This window comes from Paenibacillus sp. FSL R5-0766 (assembly GCF_037971845.1).
In the GTDB taxonomy this organism is placed as follows: Bacteria; Bacillota; Bacilli; order Paenibacillales; family Paenibacillaceae; genus Paenibacillus.
Genome location: NZ_CP150227.1, coordinates 6,902,916 through 6,928,609 on the forward strand (window position 1 = coordinate 6,902,916; position 25,694 = coordinate 6,928,609).

The window sequence follows — 25,694 nt, forward strand, 5'->3', positions numbered from 1 at the left end:
TATTTTCATCCTAACTGAATCATGCTAAAATATGTACGTACAACTATTCGAACAACTATGTTTATATAGATGAGTAACGATGAAAGAAGTGGACTACGTGAAGCCAAAATATCAGGTCATCATTGATGATATAAAGAGTCATATCCTTTCGGGAACATATAGCATAGGCGAACAGATCCCCACCGAGTTGGCATTACAGGAAAGCTACACCGTAAGTCGCCAGACGGTGCGGAAGGCTATTTTGGAGTTATCAAATGAAGGATTTTTACGAAGCGAAAAGGGGTCAGGGACCTACGTTAGCAATCAGTATCGATCACGGTCAGGTGGCAATACGTCAAAGAAAACGATCGGTGTGATCACGACATACATCTCGGATTACATCTTTCCGTCCATCATCCGCGGTATCGAGAGTCGTCTGAATGAGGACAACTACTCGTTACTGCTGGCCAGTACTAATAATGATGTAGCGCAGGAGAAAAAAGCACTCGAAATGATGCTCTCCTACGGCGTGGATGGCCTGATTGTCGAACCGACCAAAAGTAATCTGTACAATCCCAACATTGCATACTACCTATCGTTCAAAGAGCAGGATGTGCCGTTTACGATGATTAATGCATTTTATGAAGAGCTGGAGGTTCCGTTCTTCTGCCTGGATGACGTGCAATCCAGCTATCTTGCCACACGGGAATTGATCGCCAAAGGCCATACCCAGATCGGCATTATCGCCAAAATGGATGATTTACAAGGCAAGTACCGGATGAAGGGGTACATCAAGGCGCTGGGTGAAGCGAAATTACGGTTCCATCCTGAGCAAGTGCTTTCCTTTGATACCGCATCGAAACCGGATTTATCCTCTAATGTAGCAACGTATCTGGACGAAAACAGGTATTCGCTCACCGCAATTGTCTGTTACAACGATGAGGTGGGACTGGAGGTCGTGAACGCCTGCAGGCAACTGGGCATCTCGATCCCGGATGAGTTATCCATCATTGGGCAGGACAATTCGTACATCGCCAAGAACGCCAACATCCGGCTAACAACGCTAACCCATCCCCAAGAACAAATGGGCCGCGATGCTGCCGACTGGGTGATTAAGAATCTGCAAGGCAAAAAGGATCTACCGACGAACACCTACTATCAGCCGGTGCTAGTTGAGGGAGAGACGGTGAAGGAGATCGTAGTGGAATAATATTGTTGTGGGACGGGCGTTAAGTTGTTACCGAGCGTTTCTGTCCAACATACTTAAAGAAGGCCGTCAGAATATCTGCGGCCTTCTTTGTTTTTGTTCACTATTAACGAGGGATTACTTCTTCTTACTATACATATACATATACATCTTCTCTAATCAAAACTACTTCGCCTGATCCGCTTCTTCTTCTTCGCTTACCAGACTTACAAGGACGCCTTTCTTCTCCAACTTTTTCACAACCTGTTCTGCTCGATCATTCAACGGATTGTTAGCCAAATAAACCTCTGTTAGATGTGGGATGGTATCGAGCACTGCAATATCCTTAATGAGGTTATCTTCTACATATAGATACTCCAGGGTTGGATGATTTTTCAAAGGTGTCAGATCTTGAATTTTATTATCATTCATAATAACCCATTCCAGCTTTAATTTCTCAAGAGGACTTAGATCGGTCACCTGATTCCCACTGGCGAGCAAACTGGTCAGCTTACGCATATTTTTTAATGGAGCCAGGCTTTTGATTTTGTTATCGTCCATAACCAGATTTTGCAGATTAGTCAGACCTAAAAGTGGCGAGATATCTGCAATCTGATTGCCTTCAACAGCTAAGAACGTCAATTTTTTTAACTTGTGGAGTGGCTTAATATTTTTTATATTTTGACCAGGCAAGAATAAATCCACCATATTAATGGCATGTTCAAGACCTTGCAGGTTAGAAATCTTATTTTTCGTTTCCATAGCATATAGAGATTTTAATTTTTTCAAATCGCCAGCCTTTATTTCCTTCTTAGCAGACAGCTTCAAATCTGCTCGAATAACTTTGGCCAGGACCGGGTCTTTGATAAGCGATGCAGCCGAGATAATAGTGGTCGGTAATAGTACAAAAACCAAACATAAAACGATCACACTTTTGATGAATTGATTACGCATATAGATTCTCCCTTTAAGCATCTTAATTAGTGGCTCCGTTTCAAGGAGTTGAGGTCAGCCGTAACGATTTTACCTGTATTTCCAAAGACGTACACTTTCCCTTTAAACTCCACCGCATCGTACCAATCGTCTACCGTCAAGACATCCTGCTTGGTCCATTTCTCAGCGTCATCGGAAAGGAAGATGGAACCTTCACTGCCGACAGCAATGAAGAGATTGCCCACGTATGAGATGCCAAAGAATCCAGTGTTCATTCCACGAGCATATAATTCGTCACGGAACTCTGTCCTCACCCATTTCTTACCGTCCTCTGAAGTCAAAATAACCGCACTCTGTGCATTCCCATAGTAACTGGCAGTGGTCACGACAAATTTTCCGTCACCCCATACCACATCGAAATTATGTCCAGGAAACCGTGCCGGGATTTCGTTCCACTTCAGACCATCCTCGGAGACGAGCAAAAGCCCTTTTTCTCCAACGGCTACCAGTGTTGTGCCGTTTGATGCCATCGCATTGATTTTTTTCTTTACATTAGTGTTTAGGGTCCTCCACGTCTTCCTATCCTTGGAAGAAAGAATCGTGCCGGCCTCGCCTGCCACGTAATACGTATTATTGGCATACAGCACGCTCGTAAGTGATTGAGTTGTCGGGGATTTAATGTCCTTCCACTTTACCCCATCAACAGAGGACATCATCTTCCCGTTATCTCCTACCGCAAAAAAGTCCTTCCCTGACCATACAACTCCCCGAAGTGGATACGCTTGATCCACATAAGAAGATTGCCATTTGCCAGCCGTGTTCATCTTTGCAGAACCCTGCGAGCTGACGGAAAGGAAGTTAAGCTGGCTACGATACCCACCCACCAGCACCAGCCTATCCTTGCTCACTGCTGCTTCATATACGTTACTTGGAAGCACAAAAGGATATCGCTTTGTCAGCTTCCATTTGCGCCCATCCGCAGATGTTTGAATACCAGCATCCGTAATCGTTATATACTGTTTGCCGTTGTGAATGGTACAAAACAGGTTCTGCTTAGGGCTAGTTGCAAACCCAGCATCGCTCCAGCTCTTACCATCCTTGGATGTCCAGTTGACCTCCTTCAGGACATGATTGGCTTTATTCACATATTCAAAACCAAAAATATAAAACCTGTCCTTTGCCCAGTACACCTTGGACCAAAAGGCTTTAGACGATACGTATATCCATTTCAGTCCATCCTTCGAGGTCATGATCGTTGCATCCCCTACAGCAACAAAAGCTCCACCGCCATAGGTCATATCCCAAACTTGCTCATAATTAGGCTGATTGGTCTTCACCTTTTTCCAGGTGATTCCGTCTTTGGATACCGCTACGACTCCGCCTTCATAACCTTGAGCCACGAAGGTATTATTGCCCCATGCTACGGCTGTAAAATTGGTGGAGATACCTGTTTTTCGCTCGGTCCACGTTAATCCATCCTCTGAAGAGAAAATCTTTCCTTCATATGTTGTTCCACCAACTGCAATATATCGTTTCCCGTTCCATACGGCGTCTTTTAAAAATCTTATATGTATTGAATTATTTAACTTCTCCCATGACAGACCATCAGTGGATGTCCATACGGTTACGATATCTGCTTCCTCACGAAAACCCATGAATTCTGACTTTCCATGAATAATCAAACTAAAATCTACTGGATTCCCGGTATAGATTGTCTTCCATGTAACTCCGTCCTTAGAGGTTTTCACATAACCTCCGGCAGCTGGCATCATATAAATCCCTCCACCATAGGCAATGGAATGGGAAACTCCACTATTTAACTCATCCAACGAAGACCAATTAAGGTTCAACTGACTTTTTACTACAGCATCCTCAATGTTCGCAACTTCACCCTCTGCCTGGGCAGGATGTACAGAAATTAGGGAAAACAGCAGAATCGTAGTTAACAGCAGAGGTATTACTTTTAGTGAAAAAACTAGTGTGCGACTCATAGTTATCTCCTTACATTATTTAATACTACAAATATACCATGATCTGGAATGTAATACATGGATATTATCTTCATCCTAATTTAATAAAACCCTCCTGCTCTCATCCTATAACTGTTTCGTTAAGAACGGATAATGGACTACTTCACCAAGGAATGTAACCCTAATATAATACGGGCTGATCCGTTATTCTTATCTCCACCCATTGCTTCACTCTCTTGGCTGTTATGGGCTCTGATCAAACATCCACTCAAAAGTGAGGACTACACCAAAAAGCCATACGGATGATGGTCCGTACGGCTTTTTAGCGATTTTTTCTTATACATAAACACATGCGGGAATGATGAATGACGCTGCAAATGTTACTTCCAAAGCTCCTCAGCAATTTCCTTAATGAAGGCAAGCTTGCGCCATTGCTGTTCCTCGGTCAGATGGTTGCCTTCTTCCGTGGAAGCGAAGCCGCATTGTGGACTCAGGCAGATTCGATCCAGATCAACATATTGTGTAGCTTCCTCAATCCGTTTCAGGATATCTTCCTTGTTCTCCAACTCTCCGAATTTGGAAGAGAAGAGGCCAAGTACAACCTGCTGGTTATCCTTCAGGAAACGAAGTGGTTTGAAGTCACCAGCCCGTTCCGTATCAAACTCCAGGTAGAAGCCAGAGTAGTTATCGATGCTCAGAAGTGTTTGCGCAATCGGCTCATAACCGCCACCGACTCCTGCAAATGTCGAAACATAATTACCGCGACAGACATGAGTGGTTACCACGAGGTCTTCCGGCAGGCCTGATACCACATGTTCATTCAGTTTTGCGAGTTCGTTGGCGTACTCTTCCACATTAACGCCAATCTGCTCCATCACTGTGATGAACTGTTGGTCACACAATGCACCCCACGTGCAATCATCAATCTGGATGCTGCGGCAACCGGCTTCATAAAAAGCCAGGATGGATGCTTTGTACGCCCCAGCAATGTCAGAGAGAAGCTCTTGGCGGTTCGGATAGATAGCTTGTGTGCTTTCCTTATTATCTGCCCGGTCCAATTCGAATAGGAACTGTGCAGCCGCTGGGATGGATTGACGAGCAACAACGTCTTCCCCAGCCGCTTCTTTCAAGAAGGCATAATGCGCTACAAATGGATGACTGCTATAGCTGATTTTGCCGCTCAGACGAGCTGTTTCCGGTCTGGATGTCGCTCCGTTGAATCGGTAGCCTTCCTCAATGATCGTCCGCTCTACACCATCCAGTCCCCAGAAAAAGTCCAGATGCCACCAAGAGCGGCGGAATTCGCCGTCCGTTACAGCCTGAAGGCCAACCTCTTTTTGCTTCTGTACGAGTTTCACAATCTCGACATTCTCCACTTCATTCAACTGTTCCGTGGTAATTTCGCCGTTCTGGTATTTTAATCGGGCATCTTTCAACGCACTCGGGCGCAGGAAACTGCCCACAATATCATATCGAAATGGAGTGACTGTTCGTTGTTTAGGTTCTGTTTGTACGCTCATAGTTTAATCTCCCCGTTTATCATTATAGAATTAAATATAACATATCCGATCGGAATAGCTGTTCTACGAAAGAGTTATAGCCCGCTATAGGTATTAGCTATAGCGGGCTATATTTAAGGAGACTTTATATACAATCATGAATTCCATCTTACCTGACCGGATGTTCGGAACAGGGTCTCAACATCTATGATCTCAAGTTAACGTAAGAACGATCTGATCCCCGGAACGGGTGATTTTATAAATCCCCTCTTGCATGTCGATGCCATAATGCTTTTTCAGCAACCACTTGGCATTGAGATCCGTCTCCACAACCACCAGATAATCGTAACCGCTTAGAAGGTTATCCATATTATCCTCATAGAACAATACAATCCCGTCCACATGTGGAGCATACAAGAAATACTTCCCTACATATTGCATGTAATAGTTCGTGACCTGTTGGTCCCTGTCTGAGGCGTAGAAGAGATATCTGTTATTATCCTCTTGCCCACCTGAGTACCACCGATCACCAGTAACTGCATGAATCTTGTAAGGGAGCGTTGTATCATAGCTTTGGGCGATAGACACGATACCATTGTATTCGGACAAAAGGATGGTGGCCGCAACCGCCATACAGCCGATAATGCCTTTTTGATAATGACCTTTCGTCTCAACCGTCTTAAATGATTGATAATCAGGTACTTCACCGATCCGATAGTGGAATGATCGCTCCAGGTCGATCGCAGCGCACAACACCAGCCCACCGGCGAACAGCACCACGATACTGGACGCATAACGCTCAAAGCCTGCCAGGACAATGGCTTCATCCAATGGCATGGAGAAGAGATACAACGCCAGTATCCCCGCATAGTACAGTAACAGAACAACGTCCAAAGCAATTAATGCTTTCCACAAGTTCCACTTCTTCTTGAGTACAACAACGGCAAATACCGAAGCTCCGATCGCGATAAGCTGGAAAAGTACAATTCCGAGCACAGGCCTGGACGTGATATCTATGCTTGATTTCAGGAAGAGCGTCAGGATCTCCCATTTCTGTTCTCCCGTCTTGCCAGCTTGGATCACCGAGGCTGTTCCCTCGAACTTGTTATCAATCCCTTGGAATACCGTTGCCATTCGCCAGCTCCAGCCGAAGTAGGGAATCAGCGTACCGCAGATCGTACCCACTACAGCGAGCGCTGTTCTCCAACTGAACTTTTGCTTATGTTTTAGCCATGTATACACTAGGAAAATCAGACCGATCGCGGCGAAAATAATACCCGTGCTTTTGATGATGGTCAGTAATCCCGCAAGCGGAAGAACAACAATACATGCTTTTTTGATCTCATTACGATATTGGTAGATCACCGCCAGGATTGCGAGCGCATAGATCGGAAGCAAGAAATCCACGAGTAGATTGGTGATCCGAATCGTAAGATTGAAAAAAGAAAGTGTAGATAACCCGAGTCCAAGAAAAGCGTACAGAAGAAAGCGTTTCTTCTCCGAAACAATGCCAAACATGGCATAAAAACAGGAAAAGATAAGCAGCCCTTGTGCCAAGAGCATCACGGACTGGGAGTGTCCCATGAAGCGACAGACATAATAAATAAATGACGAAGTCCCCAGCGGATAGTTTTTAAAATCAATTAGGCTGGATTCTGGTGTCGGAAAGGCATTTGTACTCAGCATCTGCTTCAACACAATGGCCCAGTGCGAGAAGTTATCGTAGTGAGTTAATTGGTTTTGGAACAGAATCAACAAAAAGATGAATGTTCCGCCCAGAAAAGAAAACTGAAATATCGAGAACATTAAATTCGGCTTGGTCCCTCGTCGGATAGCTTGAACCAGCGTACCTCTAAAAAGCACCAAGCCTAGTATCAACACGACAATGCTTCCAATAAAGAGCTGACCTGCCAAACCAGCGAAATATACGATGCAGGCTATCGCAGAAAACACAAATACAGGGATGAACTCCCATCGTAGTGCAAGTGTCTTCCGAACAAACTGCATATAACCAACAAAGGAGATTATCAACAAAACCCCCATCACAAAATGAAGCACAATGAGCATCTCTATCTCTCCTAACCCTCTCTGGTGGAACGATCGGAATGTGGCTGAATCAAATCCGTCAGCAATTGGTCGATCAGGCCCTTCTCCACAATATCATCGATATTCTCCACCGAGAGAAGCACTTCGCGCTCACGGGCTGTCGTTTTCCCCGTATGTTGCAAAATGACTTCAATATTACTCTTTGTATAAAAAGTAACGACCGCTCCTGCCGTAATATCACCATGGAAACCCGTCGCGGAAAAGAAACGATAATTGAAGCTGCGCAGCGTACAGCTAGCATCATTGGTGAAATGAACTGGAAGCTGTAGAGAAAGCCGCGGCATTTTTCGCTGATCCGATCTGGGTTGAACAATCCGTTTTTTCACATTACGTAACATATCGTCATAAGCCGTATCCCACAGATTCATCTGCTCTGGCAATGAGTGTTTACGGTCGTAGATGATTTGCATGTATTGGCGGTTATCATTCTCATCAATCGGCTGAACCGTTGCGGAGTAACGCCAGCCCTCTCCATCCTGTTTCACATAAACGATGACTGCATCGAGATTGGCCTCATACCGGTCGGTTTTGACAACCAGAGAGATGATCTTCTGCTCAGCCAAATAAATGGGATATGGGACATAGAAGGCAATACCTTGCTCAGATACATCCACCGTCTTGGCCTGATAACGCAGATTGTTGGCTTGGTCGTGAATCGTGACATCTTCCTGCGCCCGAATCCGTTCTGTCTCCCGATACGCACGGCGGCCGATCATGAAGAACAGGGCGTAACACAGCGCAATCATGTTATGAATCAGCCAGAAAATAATGATACTGCTGAAGAACAGCGCAATGCCGTACTTGCCATTGACATACCGAATCACGGCTGCAATGGATAGCAACAGCAAGAAGATATGCGGAAGTGCATATAACAGAGCAGACATCCATTGTCGACCGCTTGCTCTGCTTTTGTTGGTAACCTTGAATTTTTTCTCACGAATACCCAGCGTCTCCAGGAGAACCGGCCAGATCAAGTAAGGCATGAATATGGTGTCGATAACCTGACTCCATCGCTGATTCCGAATATTGCTGGACAGATATCGCATGGATACACTGTAGAAGAAATAAGATGGAAGCCAGAATATTAAGATTTGCCAGAAGGTTGTGTTCACAATCTGGAAGTCGAATAACGCAAACAAAATAGGTGCCAAAATGAAAATCAACCGATTAAAGAAGGACCACCAGTATAAGAAACTGCTTAAGTAGGTCACTCTCGTCCAGAAAGGAAGCTTCCCAGACAAGGGTGCACGCGTATTCTGCAGGCTCTGAATGATACCCCGTGCCCAACGAATCCGTTGTTTAATCATGCTCTTCACTGTTGTTGTTGTCTGCCCGGCAGCTTGAACCTCTTGAGTCGCATAGGTAATATAACCTTCCTGCTGCAAGCGGATGCTTGTCTCAAAGTCCTCGGTGATTGTATTGAGTGGAAAACCTCCGATGTCTTCCATGCCTTGCCGGGAAATGATCGTATTACTTCCAGTGTAGGCTACCGCATTGGAGGCATTACGCAGGATGTTCACTTCTCTGGAGAAGAAATCCTGTTCATTCGGAATGCCTTGCTCTGCATACAGGTTAAACTGGAATAGATCCGGATTGTAGAAGCTTTGCGGGGTCTGTACCAGACCAAGCTTGAACTTAGGGTCCATCTCGTCCTCTCGGCGAGGACGCCATACCTCATTCTCCTTAATAAACGTGGAGAGCATGAAATAGGGTACCGTTTTCATCAAAAAGGTGTGCTGTGGAATCATATCCGCATCAAACGTTGCAATGAGCGGCGAAGAGCTTTTGCTCAGTGCATTGTTCAGATTACCAGACTTGGCATCCTTGTTTCCGGGGAACCCCAGATATCCCACGCCAAACTGTCTGGCAAGCTCCTCCACCTCTGGTCTCGCACCATCGTCACAGAGATAGATATGAACCTTCTGCTTGTCCGGGTAATCCATGAACGTACAGGCATTAACGGTTTTATATAACAGATCAACAGGCTCATTATGCGTAGCAATAAATACATCCACATCCGGATAATACTCCGGCGGAACGATTGGAAAATCGAGCTGTGTACGTTCTTTTTGCATCTTTTGAAAGAATAATTCAAAGGTTGTCAGTACGGTGACCGTTTCAGCCACAATCAGCAGCATACCAAAAATGACGTTCAGAACGCCTTCACCCCATGGCAATGTAAAGAACGTACGCCATACCAAATAAATCGACATCAGGATCATCGTGATGATAAAAAAGATATTCTGCCTTTTTTCGTTTTGCACTACAACTGCTTCCTCCTTGCTGCAAATACCCATCTTCGCTGCAATTGGAAACTGAGCAGGAACAGCAAGGCATCACAGACGAATTTCGCCAATTTCTCATCTACGAAGAGAACGGTATGGAATATATATACACCGGTACTGGAAAGCAAGATGACTACTCCGCATAACGTTAGATAGCGCCATAGACTTCCCTGGCTATCCTCCTTGCGGAATACAAAATGTCTGTTCAGTACATAGTTGACCACAATGGATATAACTCTCGCAATCACGGTTGCCAGCAGAATTCTTAAATAGTGCTGCTCACCCAACACGGGCCGCAACGCGTCGATCAAAAACCAGGCGATGCCCAAATCCACAACCGAACTGGCCACCGATGATGAAATGAACCGCAGGAAATTGGAGAACAACACCCCCATGACCCGAGCACTATCCTGGATCGCTTTAAAATGAGTGCCTGCATTACCATTCTCATAAATGACTTGGATGGGCATCGTATGAATCGGTATGCCAGACTGAATGCACGAGATAAGCATCTGCAGCTCATATTCAAATCGAGTGCCGCGAACATCCTGCATAAACGCAAGTAACCCTGGACCGAAGGCACGAAGCCCAGTCTGGGTATCTGACAGTTTTCTACCATAGAGCATGGCAAAAATAAAGGATGTCATCCGATTTCCTAACAGAGACTTTGGAGGTATATTCCCCTCGCTGAAGTTCCTTACCCCGAGCACCAACGAATCCGGATGAAGCCTTGCTTCTTGGGCTATACGGTATACATCCTCAGCTGCGTGTTGTCCGTCTGAATCAGCGGTTACGACGAAGGAAGTTGCGTCGAATTGCTTCCCAATATACTCAAATCCGGTCTTGAGTGCCGCACCCTTCCCCTGATTTTCCGCATGTGTCAGCAGAGCACAACCGTTCTCACGAAGCTCCTCGAAAATCGACTGGTAGGCCTCACCAGATCCGTCGTCCACAATAACAATATTAGTAAATCCATACTCTCGCAATTGCCGTACATAGGCTGGAAGTCTCTCATCCGGTTCAAGTGATGGAATGAGGATGATCGTTTCGCCGTTTTGTTTACCTATAATCATCCTGATAAGCCTCAATTCGACATATTTTCACAAATTCTTTTTTGAATATTGTGAGTATAACATCGAAAAGGCATACAGTAAACGAATAACTTGTATATATATTGGTAAAAAAGTTGCAGTCTTTTATAAGCTAATTCATAGGCGAAAAATACTAGTTGAGGGTTAGTCTAGCACTACTCAAACCATTGCACATTTGGTTCTCGTTTCAGCACATGTACCAGCATGGCATGCAGTTGTCCACGGTGGTGATAGAAGTGCGCCTGCAATCCAGAAGCCACTCGAAGCGTGAATGAAGGCCTCCCCAGAATGCAGTCGTTTCTCGTAATAGTTCATCTTCTGTCTCCATCGACCGATTGGACATGCTTCGACTTACAAATCTGGATGGATGGCCACTTATGCGGATCACGAATTTGAATTAGAATTACCGTAGACGATTGAAAAAGGCTGTGATTCCAATGTTATTCGAAAGAGACAAATGGTTGCAGTATGGCATCCTGCGCGATGAGCCCTCTCTCGCAGAACGGTTGCCAGAAACACAGTTGCTTGAAAAGGAAACGCTAACGAAGATGCTTCTTCAGTATCCCAGCGTTGTACTGAAACCTCGTAATGGCAGTTACGGAAGGGGTATCCTGTTCATTAAACGAAGCGGTGCAAATGCTTATCGTATTCAAAATGAAAATAACACACTCACCATGAGAGACAACGAGCAGTTACTCGAATGGTTCGAACAAACAATCAAAAGTGATGAATATATTGTCCAAAAGCGTCTGCAGCTTGCTCAAATTAAACACAGGCCGTTCGACATTCGGATCATGGTTCAGCGCAAAAAGGGTTCCTCGTCCACTTGGAACGTGACAGGTTCCTATGCTAAAGTCGCAGCACAAGGATACCAAGTCACCAATGTGAATAACCGCCCCATTCCAGTTCTTAAAGCGCTGAGACTAGCTCGAATTGGAGATCGGCGCTTACTTGTCAGAGCGGAACAAGTTGCACGATTAGCCGCCATACGATTGGGAGAGCATTACCCCATGCTTAGACAAGTCGGGTTCGATATTGCTGTCGACAAGAAACGACGTATTTGGATCATTGAAGGAAATTATCAACCGGATTTGCGCCCTTTCCGACTTATGAAAGACTCCTCGATGCACCGCAGAATATTATGGTACAAGAAAAATTAAACCGAAAAAGAGACGACCTGCCTGTTATCCGGGCAAGTCGTCTCTTCATGTTTCGTACCTAATCTCGATATTAACCCACTTCGGTTATTTCCGGCATTTTCTAATCGCACTTGTAACACGTGTCACTCGGAACTGATTTACCCCTACCTGTATAATGGCGAACTGGCTGTATGAAGTACCTGAAGAGGTATAAGGCTCGGCTTCAATATTTCCACTCGGTGTTCTAACCGTCGCGGTGATTCTAGTTACCAGGCACACACCACGGTCGGAAGATCTCCAAGTCTCGTCACGCTGAACACTATATCTATCGTTGCTACAGAAGATGGATGCATACTCCACTACTCCACTCGCATTAAACGAAGTAGAGTTATAGATCTGAACAGGGTCATAACCACCTCTAGGTGCTCCAGGTCTTCTATTTCCCATTCTCAAAACCTCCTTTTTATTGATAGTCTATTAAATGCAATTAAATAGTTTTGGTGAGGTATAAATGTGGACAAGGTAGAAAAAGTGTGTTTGTACAGTGGTAGGGGGGAACTGGTAGCTTGATGTCGTAGCTCAAACACGAAAAAGAACCACCCTTTAATGTACAAAGGTAGTTCGGGAATTTTGATCGTCTACTATTTTCCGATTCAGTAAGATTGTCGAGATTAAGTCGTATGTATGCCTTGCGAGCATCGTAGTAACGCTCCTGATGCCCTATTCTGCCGCCTCCGCCAACCAAGCTTGCATAGCCGGCGATTCCGCCCGATTCAAACGTAAGGCAATTTCGGTATTGATCTCATCTGGCGGCATGACTTCAACAAGGGCACATACGGACTCTCGCGGTTGATTTAAGGCAAATACGCCTTCATCATCTAGCATCTTCATCGCCAGCTCCATGGCTCTCAACCTCATATCAAACTCCCGATTCCAATCATCATACTCCAGTTCCGCAATGAAAGGACGCTCGTTATATCGTTGTTTGACACCGTCAAAGTGATCATCCTGAAAACAACAATAGGGCGAATCCGCATACGACCATTTGATGAGATCCGCAATCATGGATACCGGCGTATCACTTTCCTCTGCTTGCCTAGCCGATTCCAACGCCAATGCTTCCCACGACCAGGCAGAGATGCTTGGCGCATGTCCCTCGCCAGTAGTGTATAACGTACAATAATAGTAACGTTCACCATTTTCAAAAAGAGTACAAAAAGATGTTCTGGCGGCAGCGGCAATCTCTATGGCCAGTGTCTCTATTTCCTGCATTGGCATCACGATTAGAGTTCCCCTTTCCATTCGTTGATCATTTGCCCCTTCGATATGAATTGGCTATTTGGACTAGATACCAGACACCCGCACCCACAAGGGCAGCAAACAACAGATTGATGCAGCCGAACACGATGAGTGACTTTGCTTGGCCTGGACCAATCCGGAAAGCGGTAACAAGCTGGAAGACAGCCGGTATCAAAAATGCCAGCCAGGAGATGGTTATAAGCTTTTCTGTTCTGAAACTCCACCATACTGCTGAACATGAGGCAAATAGCAGTACCCAGGTACAGATAAGCTTTAGGGCGAACATCATTTCAGCCCCCTCCTATTTGCCATGAATCACAAGTCCATATTTATTGAAGATCCACGATTGGCTCAAGTCGTGCATTGCATCGTGGCTTATACGCACGGAGGGCTTTTGCTCCTTCATCGCATCTGCATCAAGGGCTGAGAAGCGAAGGGATTTGGTCATTTTTTTGATAGAGTCTCTTATTTCATCGAAAAACGCATAGGTCAGCGGCTTATGGTCCCGTATATCCTCATAAATATAGTACTTTCCTTTTTCATCTTCCAAATTAACTTGAAAACTTTTCGGAAATGAAAGCAAGATACACGGCAGTTCATCCTCTGCCCATTGTCCGTGATATGGAAAAGAAACCCCTTCATTTCTCACAAAAAATCCTGAACTTTCTTGATCTGATGCAATAGAAATAGAGTAAACAAAGAAGGGATGGATGTCATCTCTCTTTTCTCCTGCCACAAAATACTGATAGAACGTCTGATACTCCTCGTACACCTGATTATAATCATGCTCTGTTCGGGCAGCATTCGTACGATTGAATTGCGCTTGCCGATGCTCCAAAAGCTGCAAAAGGCTTTTAAACTCTTCAGGAGTGATGAAGAATCTCAGTTTATAGAATCCGCTATTCTTTAATTTGTCCATTTCTTTTCGCTCACCGCCCTGTTTAGAAATGTTATGCCATTGACCTTAGCGGGTTAGGTTCAACTATATATGTATCTTATTTCCATTATAGTGATTACCTTTCCTGAGTCTACCTACTTTACACCTGAATTTTGCGAGTGAACTTTGAAAGGGTAGCGAAATTTTAGGATCATTGCGCCTGTACGCGAGCAAAAGATCTACGTGAGGTGAATTCTAGGCTACCCCTCCTTGTGAGGATGGAAGCACGCCAACATCTCATAATCAACACAAATCAGCCGTACGGAATATCACCCGTACGGCTAATTTTGAATTATTCAGCTTTGCGAAATTGGAATTGTTAAGGTTTAACTACAGAGAGTAGAGACTCATTCCCTTCAGAGATCACCGTCACATCTGGTGCAAACGTAGCATCACTTACATGTAGCGTTTCTCCAAGTTCCATAGCACTAATGTCAAATTCAATCGACGTTGGCAAGTGTCTCGGCAATGCCTCCACTTCAATAGAAGATAATTGAACTTGCACGACTCCGCCCTGTTTTGTACCAATCGGTGTGCCGTTGAACTTCACAGGAATTTTAGTACGCAGGATCTCATTGGTCTGCACCTGCTGAAAATCCACATGAAGTAAATCCCGTGTCACTGGATCACGCTGGAGATCTTCCAACAATACAGTCAATGAGCCTTTCTCTTCAAACTGCAGTTCGATAAAACCAGACGTACCCTGCTTCAACCATTTTTGAAATTGTATTGTTGGAATATGAATCATTTCATTCTCCGTATTTTTGCCAAAAACAATACCTGGCAAACGCCCGGATTTACGTAAATCCCTAAGTCGGGATGTATTTAATGGAATGCGGTTCTCCGCTTGAAAACTAGTAGTCATGCTATGTTCGCTCCTCTTTATTAAATGATATTTTCACATTTTTCATACTCATCCAACCATCCCCTGTTGGGGCTAAAGAGAGAAACATAGCATCACCACCTCCATATACGATCCAATTGATTTTAAAATACATTTAATGTAAGCACCCATAATATACATGAAGGCACTCTACTCCGAAGAGTAGAATGCCTATGGGATGCCTCAACCCTATCATAGAAACATCAATTTGTCGATTTAACCCCATAATATGATCAAAAGTGTCTCCATCCAGTCCGCATCGTTGATCAGCATAGAGACCACCCCAACGATGGAGTGGCCTTCATGTCCTCATCTCAAATGTATACATCCTCGATACTCGTTGGATTCGTCAGAATTTATCGATCTTGTACCAGAATATTGGGAGTGGAAACCATCCAACGGGCGCAGCAACTGCCATATAACGGCCATGTTGTGTAAGTAGAAGCGCCTGAGCCTGTTGCTTATCAAGGACAACGGCATCGGTCTTAGCAGATCGCTCGACAGTCACACCACTCGCATCCACTCGCGCAGTAATCGGCTGACCATCCATAACTGCTGAGAATTCTCCCTTTACTATCCCTGTGGTTTTGAATTTAAGTGTCAGATATGCCTCCAATACATTGGCAAAGTCCAGAATATGATACATATCGGATGTCTCAATAACATAGTCTTCCGCAATGTTGCCAAGTGTCGTATTCAGCGGAATGTCATATTCCGGCGTAAATATAGATATACGATCCGTTCTGCTATGTAACATGTAAGCCTTAATCGTCCGCGAAATATCTGCCGCATGTTCCAGCGCAAATTCAGATATTTCATCTCCTGTTTCGTTTACAATTAGATACCCAATCAGTTTATCTTGATCCAGAACGCCCAGCGCCTTTTGATGGAGGCTGCCGAAAATAAGTGGCAATTGCTGCACTGCACGTTCAACATAAGCAAGCCGCGAGGTGTTGATGCTGTGTGCAAAGGACTCTGCTCCTTCAATCTCGAAGAAAGGCCTGAAAGATATTCCTGTGTCGTTCACATGTTTTAAGCCATGGCGCACATTGGCCTCTCCAACAATATACTTGAGCTTTACACCGCCAAGCGTGAAGCCAAAATACTCATACCTCTGCCGCTGACCATATAATACAACCATATCACACGTATTGCGTAATTCCTCAAGCCACATGTCCATGAGCACCTTCATATGTCCTTCGCCACGCGCCCGTGGATGGACTGATACAGTACCCAAATAGCCGGTTCGCAGGGTATAGCCACATACGGTCAGAGGCTCTGGAAAAACAGCTACCTGCGCGCGCAGCCTGCCTTCCTCATCTACAGCAACCTTATGCATGGAAGAAGAATCTACGTTCTTCCCATACCCTTTGGGCATCAGAGTTTCAAAATCCAAGTGAAAAGCATAGTTGGCTAAATCGATACATTCTTCACGCTCATCTGGAGTTGCCATTCTGTATTCAGTCATTTGCCCTATCCTTTCAATATCAATATTGATAAACAGCCTTCCAAAAGAATATAACCCCACAAAGTTTCGGGGACAAGAAAAAGGGGCTGTCTCAAAAGCCCTTAAAAAGCGTATCGGCAAAAAGAAATAACACTCATAGGTTCAAAAAAGGACAAAGCAGAGGTTTATCCTGCTTTGTCCTTTTTGCGTTTTTCCGTCATTGCGGCTTTTTTAAGCAGATTGTGGGCAAGGCAAAGCCACCCGACCTCCAGGCTTACTTTTTGCAAGCCGCGAAGCAGGAATCTTCGGAATCCCCGGTTGTTTTTGATTTGTCCAAACACACTCTCTGGCTCCGTCATGCGCTGAACAGAAAGGGTGTATCCTTCCTCGCTGCGCAGTCGTTCCCGCATCTCGTTTTTTTGCCGCATATAGGTCAGGCTGATCGCGATCTCCCGATTGCCTTTGGCTTTGGTGCATGTTGCTTTCAGAGGACATCTACTACAATCTTCACTTCGATAATGGCGGGTACGAATCGTGTAACCACTTTCCGTGACTGTCTCGCTTTCGTACCGAAAATGTAACGTCTTCCCCGCCGCACAGGTCCATGTATCTTCCGTTTCGTTATAGCTCCAGTTGTCCACCTTGCCAATCGCTTGCTTCCACGCCCTGGTTTTCTCCTTGTGGTACGTCCCATATTTGACGATTGCCTGGATGTTTTGCTCCTCGAAATAGCTGTAATTCTCTTCACTTCCATATCCTGCATCCGCAATGACGGTCTTCGGTCTTTTGCCGAGCGTTTCTTCGAAATGGTCGAGATGGGGCTTCAGACATTTCGTGTCTGTGGGTCGCTGGTGCACCGTGTAACCTAAAACAAACTGGTTTTCCGTTCCAATCTGCACATTGTACCCTGGCTTCAATTGACCATTTCGCATATGATCTTCTTTCATTCGCATGAACGTTGCGTCTGGATCGGTTTTGCTATAGCTATTCCGCTCCCCTGCGGTTTGGATCTGGTGCTCATACTTTTGCAGCCGCGGTAGCAAGTCTTTGCGTAACTGGCGTACGGCTTTCTTTACGATTTTGTTTTTCGGTTTTTCTTGTAAGGATTCCTCCAGTTGCTCAATGGCTTTTTCCAGCTTTTCTGCCGTGAGTGCAGAAGCTTCCCCGAGCTCAGGGAGGTCTGTACCCGCATGGAGCGCATCTTCTTCACTTTCGGCCGCTTCGATGGTTTGGAACAGGGTATGTACTTTTTCTTGCAGCTTGGCCTGGTACTTGACGACAGCCTTTTTCCAGACAAAGGTGTACCGATTTGCATTCGCCTCAAGCTTGGTTCCGTCCAGAAAGTAGTGATCCATGGACACGTATTGCTCCTGAACCAGCAGTTCTAGCACGTGGGTAAACACCGTTTCCAGTACCTCTTTCATCCGCTCGGAACGAAAGCGATTGATGGTCCGAAAATCCGGTTGTTGCCGCCCAGCGAGCCACATGAACATGATATTTTCGCGAACAGCCTTGGCGATTTGCCGGGATGAATAGATGCGTTGGGTATAGGCGTAGATGATGATTTTGGTGAGCATTTTGGGATGATAGCTATGGCGGCCCCCGCCAGGATATGCTGCACTAAAAATGGAATCGCTCAGGCGATTGATTGCGTCATTTACAACACGAACGAGGTGGTTTTCGGGGATATCTGTCTCCAAATCCATTGGCAAGAAAAGTTGATCCATGGTATATTGAATGTACAAAAGAAGCCCTCCTTAGAAATGGTTGCTCGACACTTCCATTTTACCAAGGAAAGGCTTCTTTTTGTTTTACAATTTGGAAAACAGGTCTGTCCCTAGCCATTTTTATGACTTATGGGACAGCCCCAATAAAGCAGATTGATTTTGTGTTTCAGCATCGTCAATTAACGCTTTCGAGCCACCACCGCTAACCTACCGTTTTCGGTCGAATACTCGCATGTGGACAGCACAATAAGCTTGTCACCATAATGTGCTGTTACGTCTGTGTCATAAAGAGAGAGTTTTTGGATATTCTGAACATATGAATCGAACTCGGCGGGCGTACTTACATTCTCAATCTGGTAGTATTTAAACACGTCGTCCGATTTGCGATAAACTTTTGACAGAATAACGGCAACAATCTCATACTCTTCCTTTTCGTAAAGCGTGCTGAACTGAAACGTAGCATGTTCTTGATAGAAGCTTTCGTTCTTGTACTTCATTAAATCTTTAAACATCCAACCACTTTTCATGTGATGACCATGAATCAGCAAAATGTCCGAACTATTAGCCCGGCTATGCTTGTCCAAAAAGGGGAGTCCCCCTATATTTTCATTTTTATCAAAATCATGATTGAGATAGTACTCCGAATCCTGTGGGCTCTGCATGACCGGGTACTCAATTCGGGTACCGTCAATCTTCAGCCAGCCAACGATGTCTGAGTTCCTCTCGTAAAGATCTCGAAATTCGGGGAGCACAACCGGCTCATTGCCTTTATTCAACAAAAGGGAGGGGAATGCATCCCCTCCACCTTGTTCTGATCCTTCTTTCCAAACCTTTGTTAACTCTTCGATTTTCTGCTTCTCGGCATAATCTCGCAAGAAAGTCCCCGCAAGACTGACAAGTGAAAATACCAACACAAGCAAGGAAACAGCGATAAGAACTTTTTTAGTTTTGCTCATTTTCTTACCGCCTTCCCTTCCATTACTGGATATGCTTTTTCTTCTTGTACCCGAGCAGACAGAACCCGATCGTCATTAAGGACATCAGCGCCAAAACCATATACAAGAATGGCGATACGCTGTTATCTCCAGTTTTCGGAGCATCGTCCAACTCGTTGTTATCGTTCTTAAGCTGATCGTTACCATTGCCTGGTTCAGGCGTTACAGTGCCCGGATCTGGCGTTACGGTGCCTGGTTCAGGCGTTACCGTGCCTGGATCTGGCGTTACCGTGCCCGGATCTGGCGTTACCGTGCCCGGATCTGGCGTTACCGTGCCCGGATCTGGCGTTACCGTGCCCGGATCTGGCGTTACCGTGCCCGGATCTGGTGTTACCGTGCCCGGATCTGGCGTTACCGTGCCCGGATCTGGCGTTACCGTGCCTGGATCTGGCGTTACCGTGCCCGGATCTGGTGTTACCGTGCCCGGATCTGGCGTTACCGTGCCCGGATCTGGCGTTACAGTACCTGGATCTGGCGTTACGGTGCCGCCTCCGTTGTTACCATTGCCGCCAGTGCCGCCACCAGAACTAATTGGCTTCATTGGCACATCGTACCTGACAATGTCAAAATCGACTGAAATGGTACCACTTGTGTGCGTTTCGTATCCGTCCTTCGTTACGATCAGATAGTAATCCGCTTCAGGAAACACCATGTACGCATAGAAGCCATTTGCATCGCTATCCTGCTCTGGACTCTTATTGTCGTGCGGTGGGAAATTTGGAACCGTAGGAAGTGTTACTTTTGTACCCGGAATACGACCTTTATCTCTATTCCGCTGCGTATCCGCATAATACAGTGTAACGATGGCTCCTTCAATTTTCTTGCCTGTGCTGGCATCTCCTGTCGTTTCATCATAAACCGTACCATAAGGGTCAACTAATTCCTCTGAAATATTCAGCTCTCCGTTAGCTTTAACATCAAGTTGCGCCACTTTGAGGAGCAATTCCTCGCCTGTCTCAGCTTGATAGCGAACTTCCATTGTGTACTTCTGCTCGCTTAGCCCTTCTACAGAGAAAGTTCCATTCGAAGCCATAGGAAATGCTTTAGGTTGGCCGTTTTCCTTAACATAAATGCCATCCTTGTCTTTCAAATAGATATGCATCTGGTTAGTCAACAAATCGTTGAATAGCACTGTTGTTCCATCCAGTTGTTTGAACAGAATGATCCCCACGGCCGTAATGTCCGCTGGAACAGTCTCGTCCGTTACACTGCTGTTCACATTTGCTTTCTGCGTAAACTCAACAGGCACATCCTTACCGCCTACCCGATACATCTTCGTATATCTGATCGTATAGTCGGTATCCGCTACGGCTGGGATTGAATATTCACCCTTCTCATTCGTCTGCGTCTGAACCTCTTCGCCTGTATTCAGATCGGTTACCGTAATCAGTGCATTCGGAATGACTTCTCCTGTGTTATTGTTACGCAACACGCCTTCCAGATACGGTCGGGTATTAGCAAAATGTGCTTCAGACCATTTTTTCTCTGGAATAGTGCCAATGTGAATGAGACTCTCTGGATCAGTCACATAGCCATCTTCCGTATAGTCATCTTGGGTCACTTTGTACTGAAGATTGGTTGGAAGCCCTTGGACAATGAGCGTCTGGCCATCTGTAAGCTCGAAGCTCTCACCGCTCTTGATCATGCCCTTACTGCCGTCTGACTTCTCATAGACGTAGGATTCGTCCGATCCCTCGCCAGTGAAGGCAACCGTGTACTTAAACAGCTTCTTCTTGTCTTCATCTTTGCCTTTAACTGTGTTGCTGATTAATAGGCCGCCCTTCAAAACTCGCACGTTCGTGAATGAGGCATCTTCATCAATGCCTTTCATGACTCCGGTATAATACCGTTCCTCAGGAGTAGTCATGTATTCATCGGTTGTGTAGTCTTGTTGGGTAACGGTGTATTTCAGATTCTTAGGCAGACCCAGAATATCCAGTGTCTCTCCATCCTTGAGGCGGAAGGTACCGCCGGACTTGATCGTACCTGTGCCGCCGTCCGTCTTCACGTAAGTGTAGCTTTCCTCTTTGCCTGCATCCTCAAAGTTGACGGTGTACTCGAACTCCTTCGTTTTATCGCCGCCGTTGCCCATGACCGTATTGCTGATGGTCAGCTTGTTAACGGTCCGTTCGTTGATGAAGTCCGCCTTGTGATCACCTTTATTCATGATTGAGCCAGACAGTTCTCTCGTACCCGGTATCGTCGTATAACCGTCAACGGATGTATAATCGTCCTCGGTTACGGTATAGACCAGATCCGCAGGCAATGCTGGGAACGTCACAGATTCCCCGTGCTTGAGAGCAACCTTGTCTCCGCTCTTGATATTGCCAAACGTATCATCTGACTTCTTATAGGTATACTCTCTGTCCTTACCTTCGCCGGTGATGGTCACGGTGTACTCGAACTCTTTGTCCGGATTACTGCCGTTGCCTTCCACCTTATTGGTAATGGTCAGCTTGCCTTGGGCCGGTGTAGGCACGATCAGAGGATTATCAGGGGTTAATTTTACCCCGTCTACCCAGATGGGCTTCCCTGGCGTATTCCCTACATATACTTGGTATACTCTTGTAGTTGGCAGCCAAGTATTGGTGTCAATATAAGTTTCTTTCAGCTCATAATACCCTGGATCAGGGAATAGCAGATTAAGTTTCCCTCCGCTATCGGTTTTTCCTTGGGTGATTATAGTTCCGCCGTCTTTCTTATAGAGTGTAAACTCTACGTCTTTTAGCGGATTGCCATTGGGATCTACCTTTTTCAGGGGCAACAGAGCATTGGAACTTGAACTGCCGGCCACGTCCGAACTGTCCAGTGTGCTTTCACTTCTGGCACTGACAGATTTCAGATTGTCATCGCCCTCCAGTTTTACCTCGTTGCCCATAGTGTCTCCAGCTTTCGCTGTAGATGGATCAACTTCTGTTTGGTACACAAACTGGTAAAGCTGATTAGGGTCGTCCATTTTAAATGTTAGAACCGTAGTGCCACCTGCGCCTGGTACAGCTTCTACTTGAACTTCAGCATTCGGGTCGCTGAGGTCCAGTGCTGCGCCCTCTCGTTCAAGAGTGCCGCTTGCGGTCAATTTAGCAGGATAGACTGCCATACTAGGTGATGTCAGCACAAGCTTTCCGTTTTCTTCATAACGCAAATTCATGCCTGCACCCAGGGTATCCTGCAAATAAACACCCTGCTTCATGTTAAATGGCGGGGTATAGTTCACCGTCCATTCCAGCACTCCTGGAACTGGCTTAGTTACCGACTTTCCAAGGGTCTGAATAGGTACAATAACTTCGCGCTGTTCGGTGACAACCTTCTCCACTCCACCCCATGTCATATGAAGATCGGCTTTGTTATACAGCACCTGTTTGTCTGTACCGTTGATGGTGTATTCCTCTAAATACTTCTGCAGAGCATCATTGGAAGGTCTTGCCTTCACTAGAATGATATAAGGACTTTCCAACTTGGAGAAGGTGAAAGTACCCTCGTTTCCAATGTGTGAAAAATGGACTACATGAGAACTAGTACCTGGTTCAATTAGAGTTCTAGCATCGTTTCTAACACCATATTCTGTTCCTGCACCATTGTCCGAAAATCCTTTCCACAGCTCAAAATCCTTAGTTTCAGAGAAAGGAACGAATTCCCAGCCTTCGGGAAGTGTATCCACTAGCTTAATATTACTAATGACTCGATTACCGCCATCCTTAGCCATTTCTTCTGTGTTATATCCAGGCATATTAACCCCTAAACGGAATGTGACCGTCTTGGTTGTCCTGTCATAGCCAGAAATCGTCCATGCTTCATTGTTATCATTTCTAATGTAACTGCTAACGTTATTCGGCGTCACATTTTCAAAAGTACCATCTGCTTTTAATGGCCTCGAAGCAAAGAGCATATCCTTGTTCAACATATGCAGGTGTAGGTTTGCACTGCTATTTGCTTGTTTTACGCTTTCGCCATCAATGAGCAAAGCCCGATTCGAGCTTACTTTCCCTGCGTTAATATCCTGTCTGAAGAGAATGTTTGGGTTGGTCTCAAGTGCACGGAAGCTGAAGGATGCAGCTTCTTCGGTGTATCCGGTCACCTTGATCAAATCCGCCACCACTTTACCGTCCACCGTTAATGGAATAGCTTTCATCGTCAATCCAGTTGCATTCGACTTCAGAGTTCCCGCTTTGTACTGCTTCCAAAGCTGCGCAGAAGTGATATTTGCTTTAATTTTCGCAATTGTCTCCGCACTCACCTCGCTGGTTTCATCTACGGCGTTGTCCAAGACGTTCAAGTCACCGCCATGCACAAGGACATCGTATATTGCAGCGTTAGGTAAGGCATATTGTGGTGCTAGATTAACCGTCCACGTGATACTGCCCAGGTTATAATCTTCGGTTGATACTGAGCCTGTTTTTGTAAACGTGTGTGCGCCAATGCTGACGACTGCCTCATCCGTCACGGCAATAGGTCTTTTACCCGTCATTACATCGTTGTTCTGTATACCACCCGGTGTATCCAAATTCCAGTTGGCACGAGGATCAATTTGGAAGCTGGAACCACTTATCGCCTTGCTTTTAATCAACAATTCGACTTTTCCGTTAATATCCCCGAAGGAATAAACGCCGTTCGAATCTGGTGTAATTGGCGTTTCTTCAGATACAGCGCCATCTACCCATGTCTGCCATGCAGCTGATTCAAATTCCAGCCCAGCCGGTAATACATTTGTGATGGTAAAGTCCTTTAACCCTTTTTTATTATATTGGTTAACCGTGACCTTCCATGTAATGGTTTCATTCGCATGGTCATACGAAGCGCTGGCTTGAATCCAGTCGGGAGCAAAGGCAATCTCCAAACCTGACTGCACCAACATATCATTGTCTTTTCTCAGTTCCACTTTGCCATTCATATCCCGGTGGCTGCGACCGAGATTGGCTGGCGGATTCCGATACTCGTAATAATAAGCTTCCTTTGAAATCCATGTTTTATATTCAACCTTTGGATCTAGACCGGTTCCCTGTGGAAAAATGTAAGTCAGCGATCCGTCTGGACCAACGACTGGAGTTACATTTTGGTCATTTACTTTAAATGAATCCTCCATATAGGTGCCGCGGACATTTCCAGAGCTGGTATTATACGTTGAGGGATTTGTATAAAAGGTCTTCCCGTCTAGTGGCAATTTGATTGTTTTATCAAACTGATCAAACGCAGATACGGTTGACTGCCATGTAACAGCTCCCTCAACAAATTGCGCTGGTTGAATTCCGCGATAACTATACTGATCCCATCTGATCATTCCAGGCGAGCTTAAAGTAATGTTATACTCTGCTGTAACATCTGGGTTCTCTAGCTGATATGCACCACCAAAGATGTTGATCGGCTTTTTATCGCCATACGCTAGTCCCGTTATATCTGCATTGGCAGTAGATTCAAAGCCGAAGGCAATGCCTCGTCCAACACCATTGAAAAAATAATCATCACCGTTAAATACAATCCTGATGCTATTTGGAGTGAAATAGGCGGTACCCAGCTGTTTTGTACCTGATTCCGTCTGTGCATTCAAGGTTTTAGTAGCTGTTGGCAGCATCACTTCCTTGAAGTAATCTTCTCTTTTCAGCTCGATCCAGTCACCCTTTTGGATGTATTTATCAGGATCTGCATTAGTTGGATTTGGGTCATCACCATTCACTGGTACCTTGAGACCTTCCGATTTGAGTGTAAAGGGCTGTCTACCCTGAATAAGACCGTTCGGATTAATAACAACATTCCCCTGTGTCACTTCCAGCGGAAAGGTTGAATTAGATTCCATAAATACCGCTGTTTTGTCCGTTGGGACTGCCGCCATCGCTACGAAATTGTTCGGTGCATCGTACACTGCCTCAGGTACCGAAAGTGGTTCATCGGCACTCGGCGAGTCAGATTCACTGACCGCTTCCATTCCGGAATCCGTTGGCACACTCTCCGCATATGCGGCGGTGGAGTATATCACTGTCTGCAAGACGAGCAACATTGCCAGAAATAAAGACAATAACGGTTTACCTATATTGCGTTTTTGTTTCAAACGAAAATCTCCTCCACTTCTAAAATTTTTGCAGCAACCAGAAACTTTTTCCCTTTCCTTTGGCCATTCCATCCTTACAACAGAAACTGATAAAATTCATCAAGTTCATATGGCTTGCCTTACCATTTTACTGTAGAGCCCTTACCAAATTCTGAACACTACGCGGTAACCAGAGCAT

The 25,694-nt window shown here is 45.4% G+C and carries 16 protein-coding genes; 2 read left to right on the forward strand and 14 right to left on the reverse strand.

The window, feature by feature from the left end; translation table 11 throughout:
• Positions 1 to 97: 97 nt before the first annotated feature.
• Positions 98 to 1,189, forward strand: coding sequence for a GntR family transcriptional regulator (locus tag MKY66_RS29745; RefSeq protein WP_076217112.1), 1,092 nt, complete (start codon positions 98 to 100; stop codon positions 1,187 to 1,189).
• Between the two features lie 162 nt (positions 1,190 to 1,351).
• Here MKY66_RS29745 and MKY66_RS29750 read toward each other — a convergent pair whose 3' ends face one another.
• From MKY66_RS29750 to MKY66_RS29775, 6 genes are all read right to left on the reverse strand, one after another.
• Positions 1,352 to 2,119, reverse strand: a complete 768-nt coding sequence (locus MKY66_RS29750; RefSeq protein WP_076217099.1) for a leucine-rich repeat domain-containing protein — start codon at positions 2,117 to 2,119, stop codon at positions 1,352 to 1,354.
• A 26-nt stretch (positions 2,120 to 2,145) separates the two neighbouring features.
• Positions 2,146 to 4,089 (reverse strand): hypothetical protein, encoded by a 1,944-nt coding sequence (locus MKY66_RS29755; protein ID WP_076217098.1) that lies wholly within the window; start codon positions 4,087 to 4,089, stop codon positions 2,146 to 2,148.
• 359 nt (positions 4,090 to 4,448) lie between these two features.
• Positions 4,449 to 5,588 carry a 5-methyltetrahydropteroyltriglutamate--homocysteine S-methyltransferase gene (locus tag MKY66_RS29760; RefSeq protein WP_076217097.1) on the reverse strand — a complete coding sequence of 380 codons (1,140 nt, stop codon included), beginning with the start codon at positions 5,586 to 5,588 and terminating at the stop codon, positions 4,449 to 4,451.
• Positions 5,589 to 5,780: 192 nt separating this feature from the next.
• Entirely contained in the window at positions 5,781 to 7,634 is a 1,854-nt protein-coding gene (locus MKY66_RS29765; protein WP_076217096.1) for a hypothetical protein, read from the reverse strand.
• An 11-nt stretch (positions 7,635 to 7,645) separates the two neighbouring features.
• Positions 7,646 to 9,937 (reverse strand): glycosyltransferase family 2 protein, encoded by a 2,292-nt coding sequence (locus tag MKY66_RS29770; protein WP_076217095.1) that lies wholly within the window; start codon positions 9,935 to 9,937, stop codon positions 7,646 to 7,648.
• A complete protein-coding gene (locus MKY66_RS29775) occupies positions 9,937 to 11,031 on the reverse strand; it encodes a bifunctional glycosyltransferase family 2/GtrA family protein (protein WP_076217094.1) in 1,095 nt (364 codons plus the stop codon). The genes MKY66_RS29770 and MKY66_RS29775 overlap by 1 nt, the downstream gene beginning before the upstream one ends.
• A 434-nt stretch (positions 11,032 to 11,465) precedes the next feature.
• On the opposite strand from MKY66_RS29775, the gene MKY66_RS29780 reads away from it, so the two are divergent.
• A complete protein-coding gene (locus tag MKY66_RS29780) occupies positions 11,466 to 12,209 on the forward strand; it encodes a YheC/YheD family protein (RefSeq protein ID WP_339806617.1) in 744 nt (247 codons plus the stop codon).
• Positions 12,210 to 12,293: 84 nt separating this feature from the next.
• On the opposite strand, the gene MKY66_RS29785 is transcribed toward MKY66_RS29780, so the two are convergent.
• The 8 genes from MKY66_RS29785 to MKY66_RS29820 form a co-directional block, all read right to left on the reverse strand.
• Entirely contained in the window at positions 12,294 to 12,635 is a 342-nt protein-coding gene (locus MKY66_RS29785) for a hypothetical protein (RefSeq protein ID WP_047841001.1), read from the reverse strand.
• Positions 12,636 to 12,908: 273 nt separating this feature from the next.
• On the reverse strand, positions 12,909 to 13,466 hold the full coding sequence (locus tag MKY66_RS29790; RefSeq protein WP_256704404.1) for a DUF4303 domain-containing protein: 558 nt from the start codon (positions 13,464 to 13,466) through the stop codon (positions 12,909 to 12,911).
• A gap of 322 nt (positions 13,467 to 13,788) precedes the next feature.
• On the reverse strand, positions 13,789 to 14,406 hold the full coding sequence (locus tag MKY66_RS29795) for a hypothetical protein (RefSeq protein ID WP_076217090.1): 618 nt from the start codon (positions 14,404 to 14,406) through the stop codon (positions 13,789 to 13,791).
• 337 nt (positions 14,407 to 14,743) lie between these two features.
• Positions 14,744 to 15,289, reverse strand: a complete 546-nt coding sequence (locus MKY66_RS29800; protein ID WP_076217089.1) for a 50S ribosomal protein L25 — start codon at positions 15,287 to 15,289, stop codon at positions 14,744 to 14,746.
• 367 nt (positions 15,290 to 15,656) lie between these two features.
• Positions 15,657 to 16,775, reverse strand: a complete 1,119-nt coding sequence (locus MKY66_RS29805) for a GNAT family N-acetyltransferase (RefSeq protein ID WP_076217088.1) — start codon at positions 16,773 to 16,775, stop codon at positions 15,657 to 15,659.
• 164 nt (positions 16,776 to 16,939) lie between these two features.
• A complete protein-coding gene (locus tag MKY66_RS29810; RefSeq protein ID WP_339806620.1) occupies positions 16,940 to 18,499 on the reverse strand; it encodes an IS1182 family transposase in 1,560 nt (519 codons plus the stop codon).
• A 161-nt stretch (positions 18,500 to 18,660) separates the two neighbouring features.
• Positions 18,661 to 19,437: a class B sortase gene (srtB, locus tag MKY66_RS29815; protein WP_076216672.1), complete on the reverse strand. Its 777-nt coding sequence runs from the start codon at positions 19,435 to 19,437 to the stop codon at positions 18,661 to 18,663.
• Between the two features lie 22 nt (positions 19,438 to 19,459).
• Complete coding sequence (locus MKY66_RS29820; RefSeq protein ID WP_339806623.1) at positions 19,460 to 25,516, reverse strand: carboxypeptidase regulatory-like domain-containing protein; 6,057 nt, start codon at positions 25,514 to 25,516, stop codon at positions 19,460 to 19,462.
• Positions 25,517 to 25,694 lie beyond the last annotated feature (178 nt).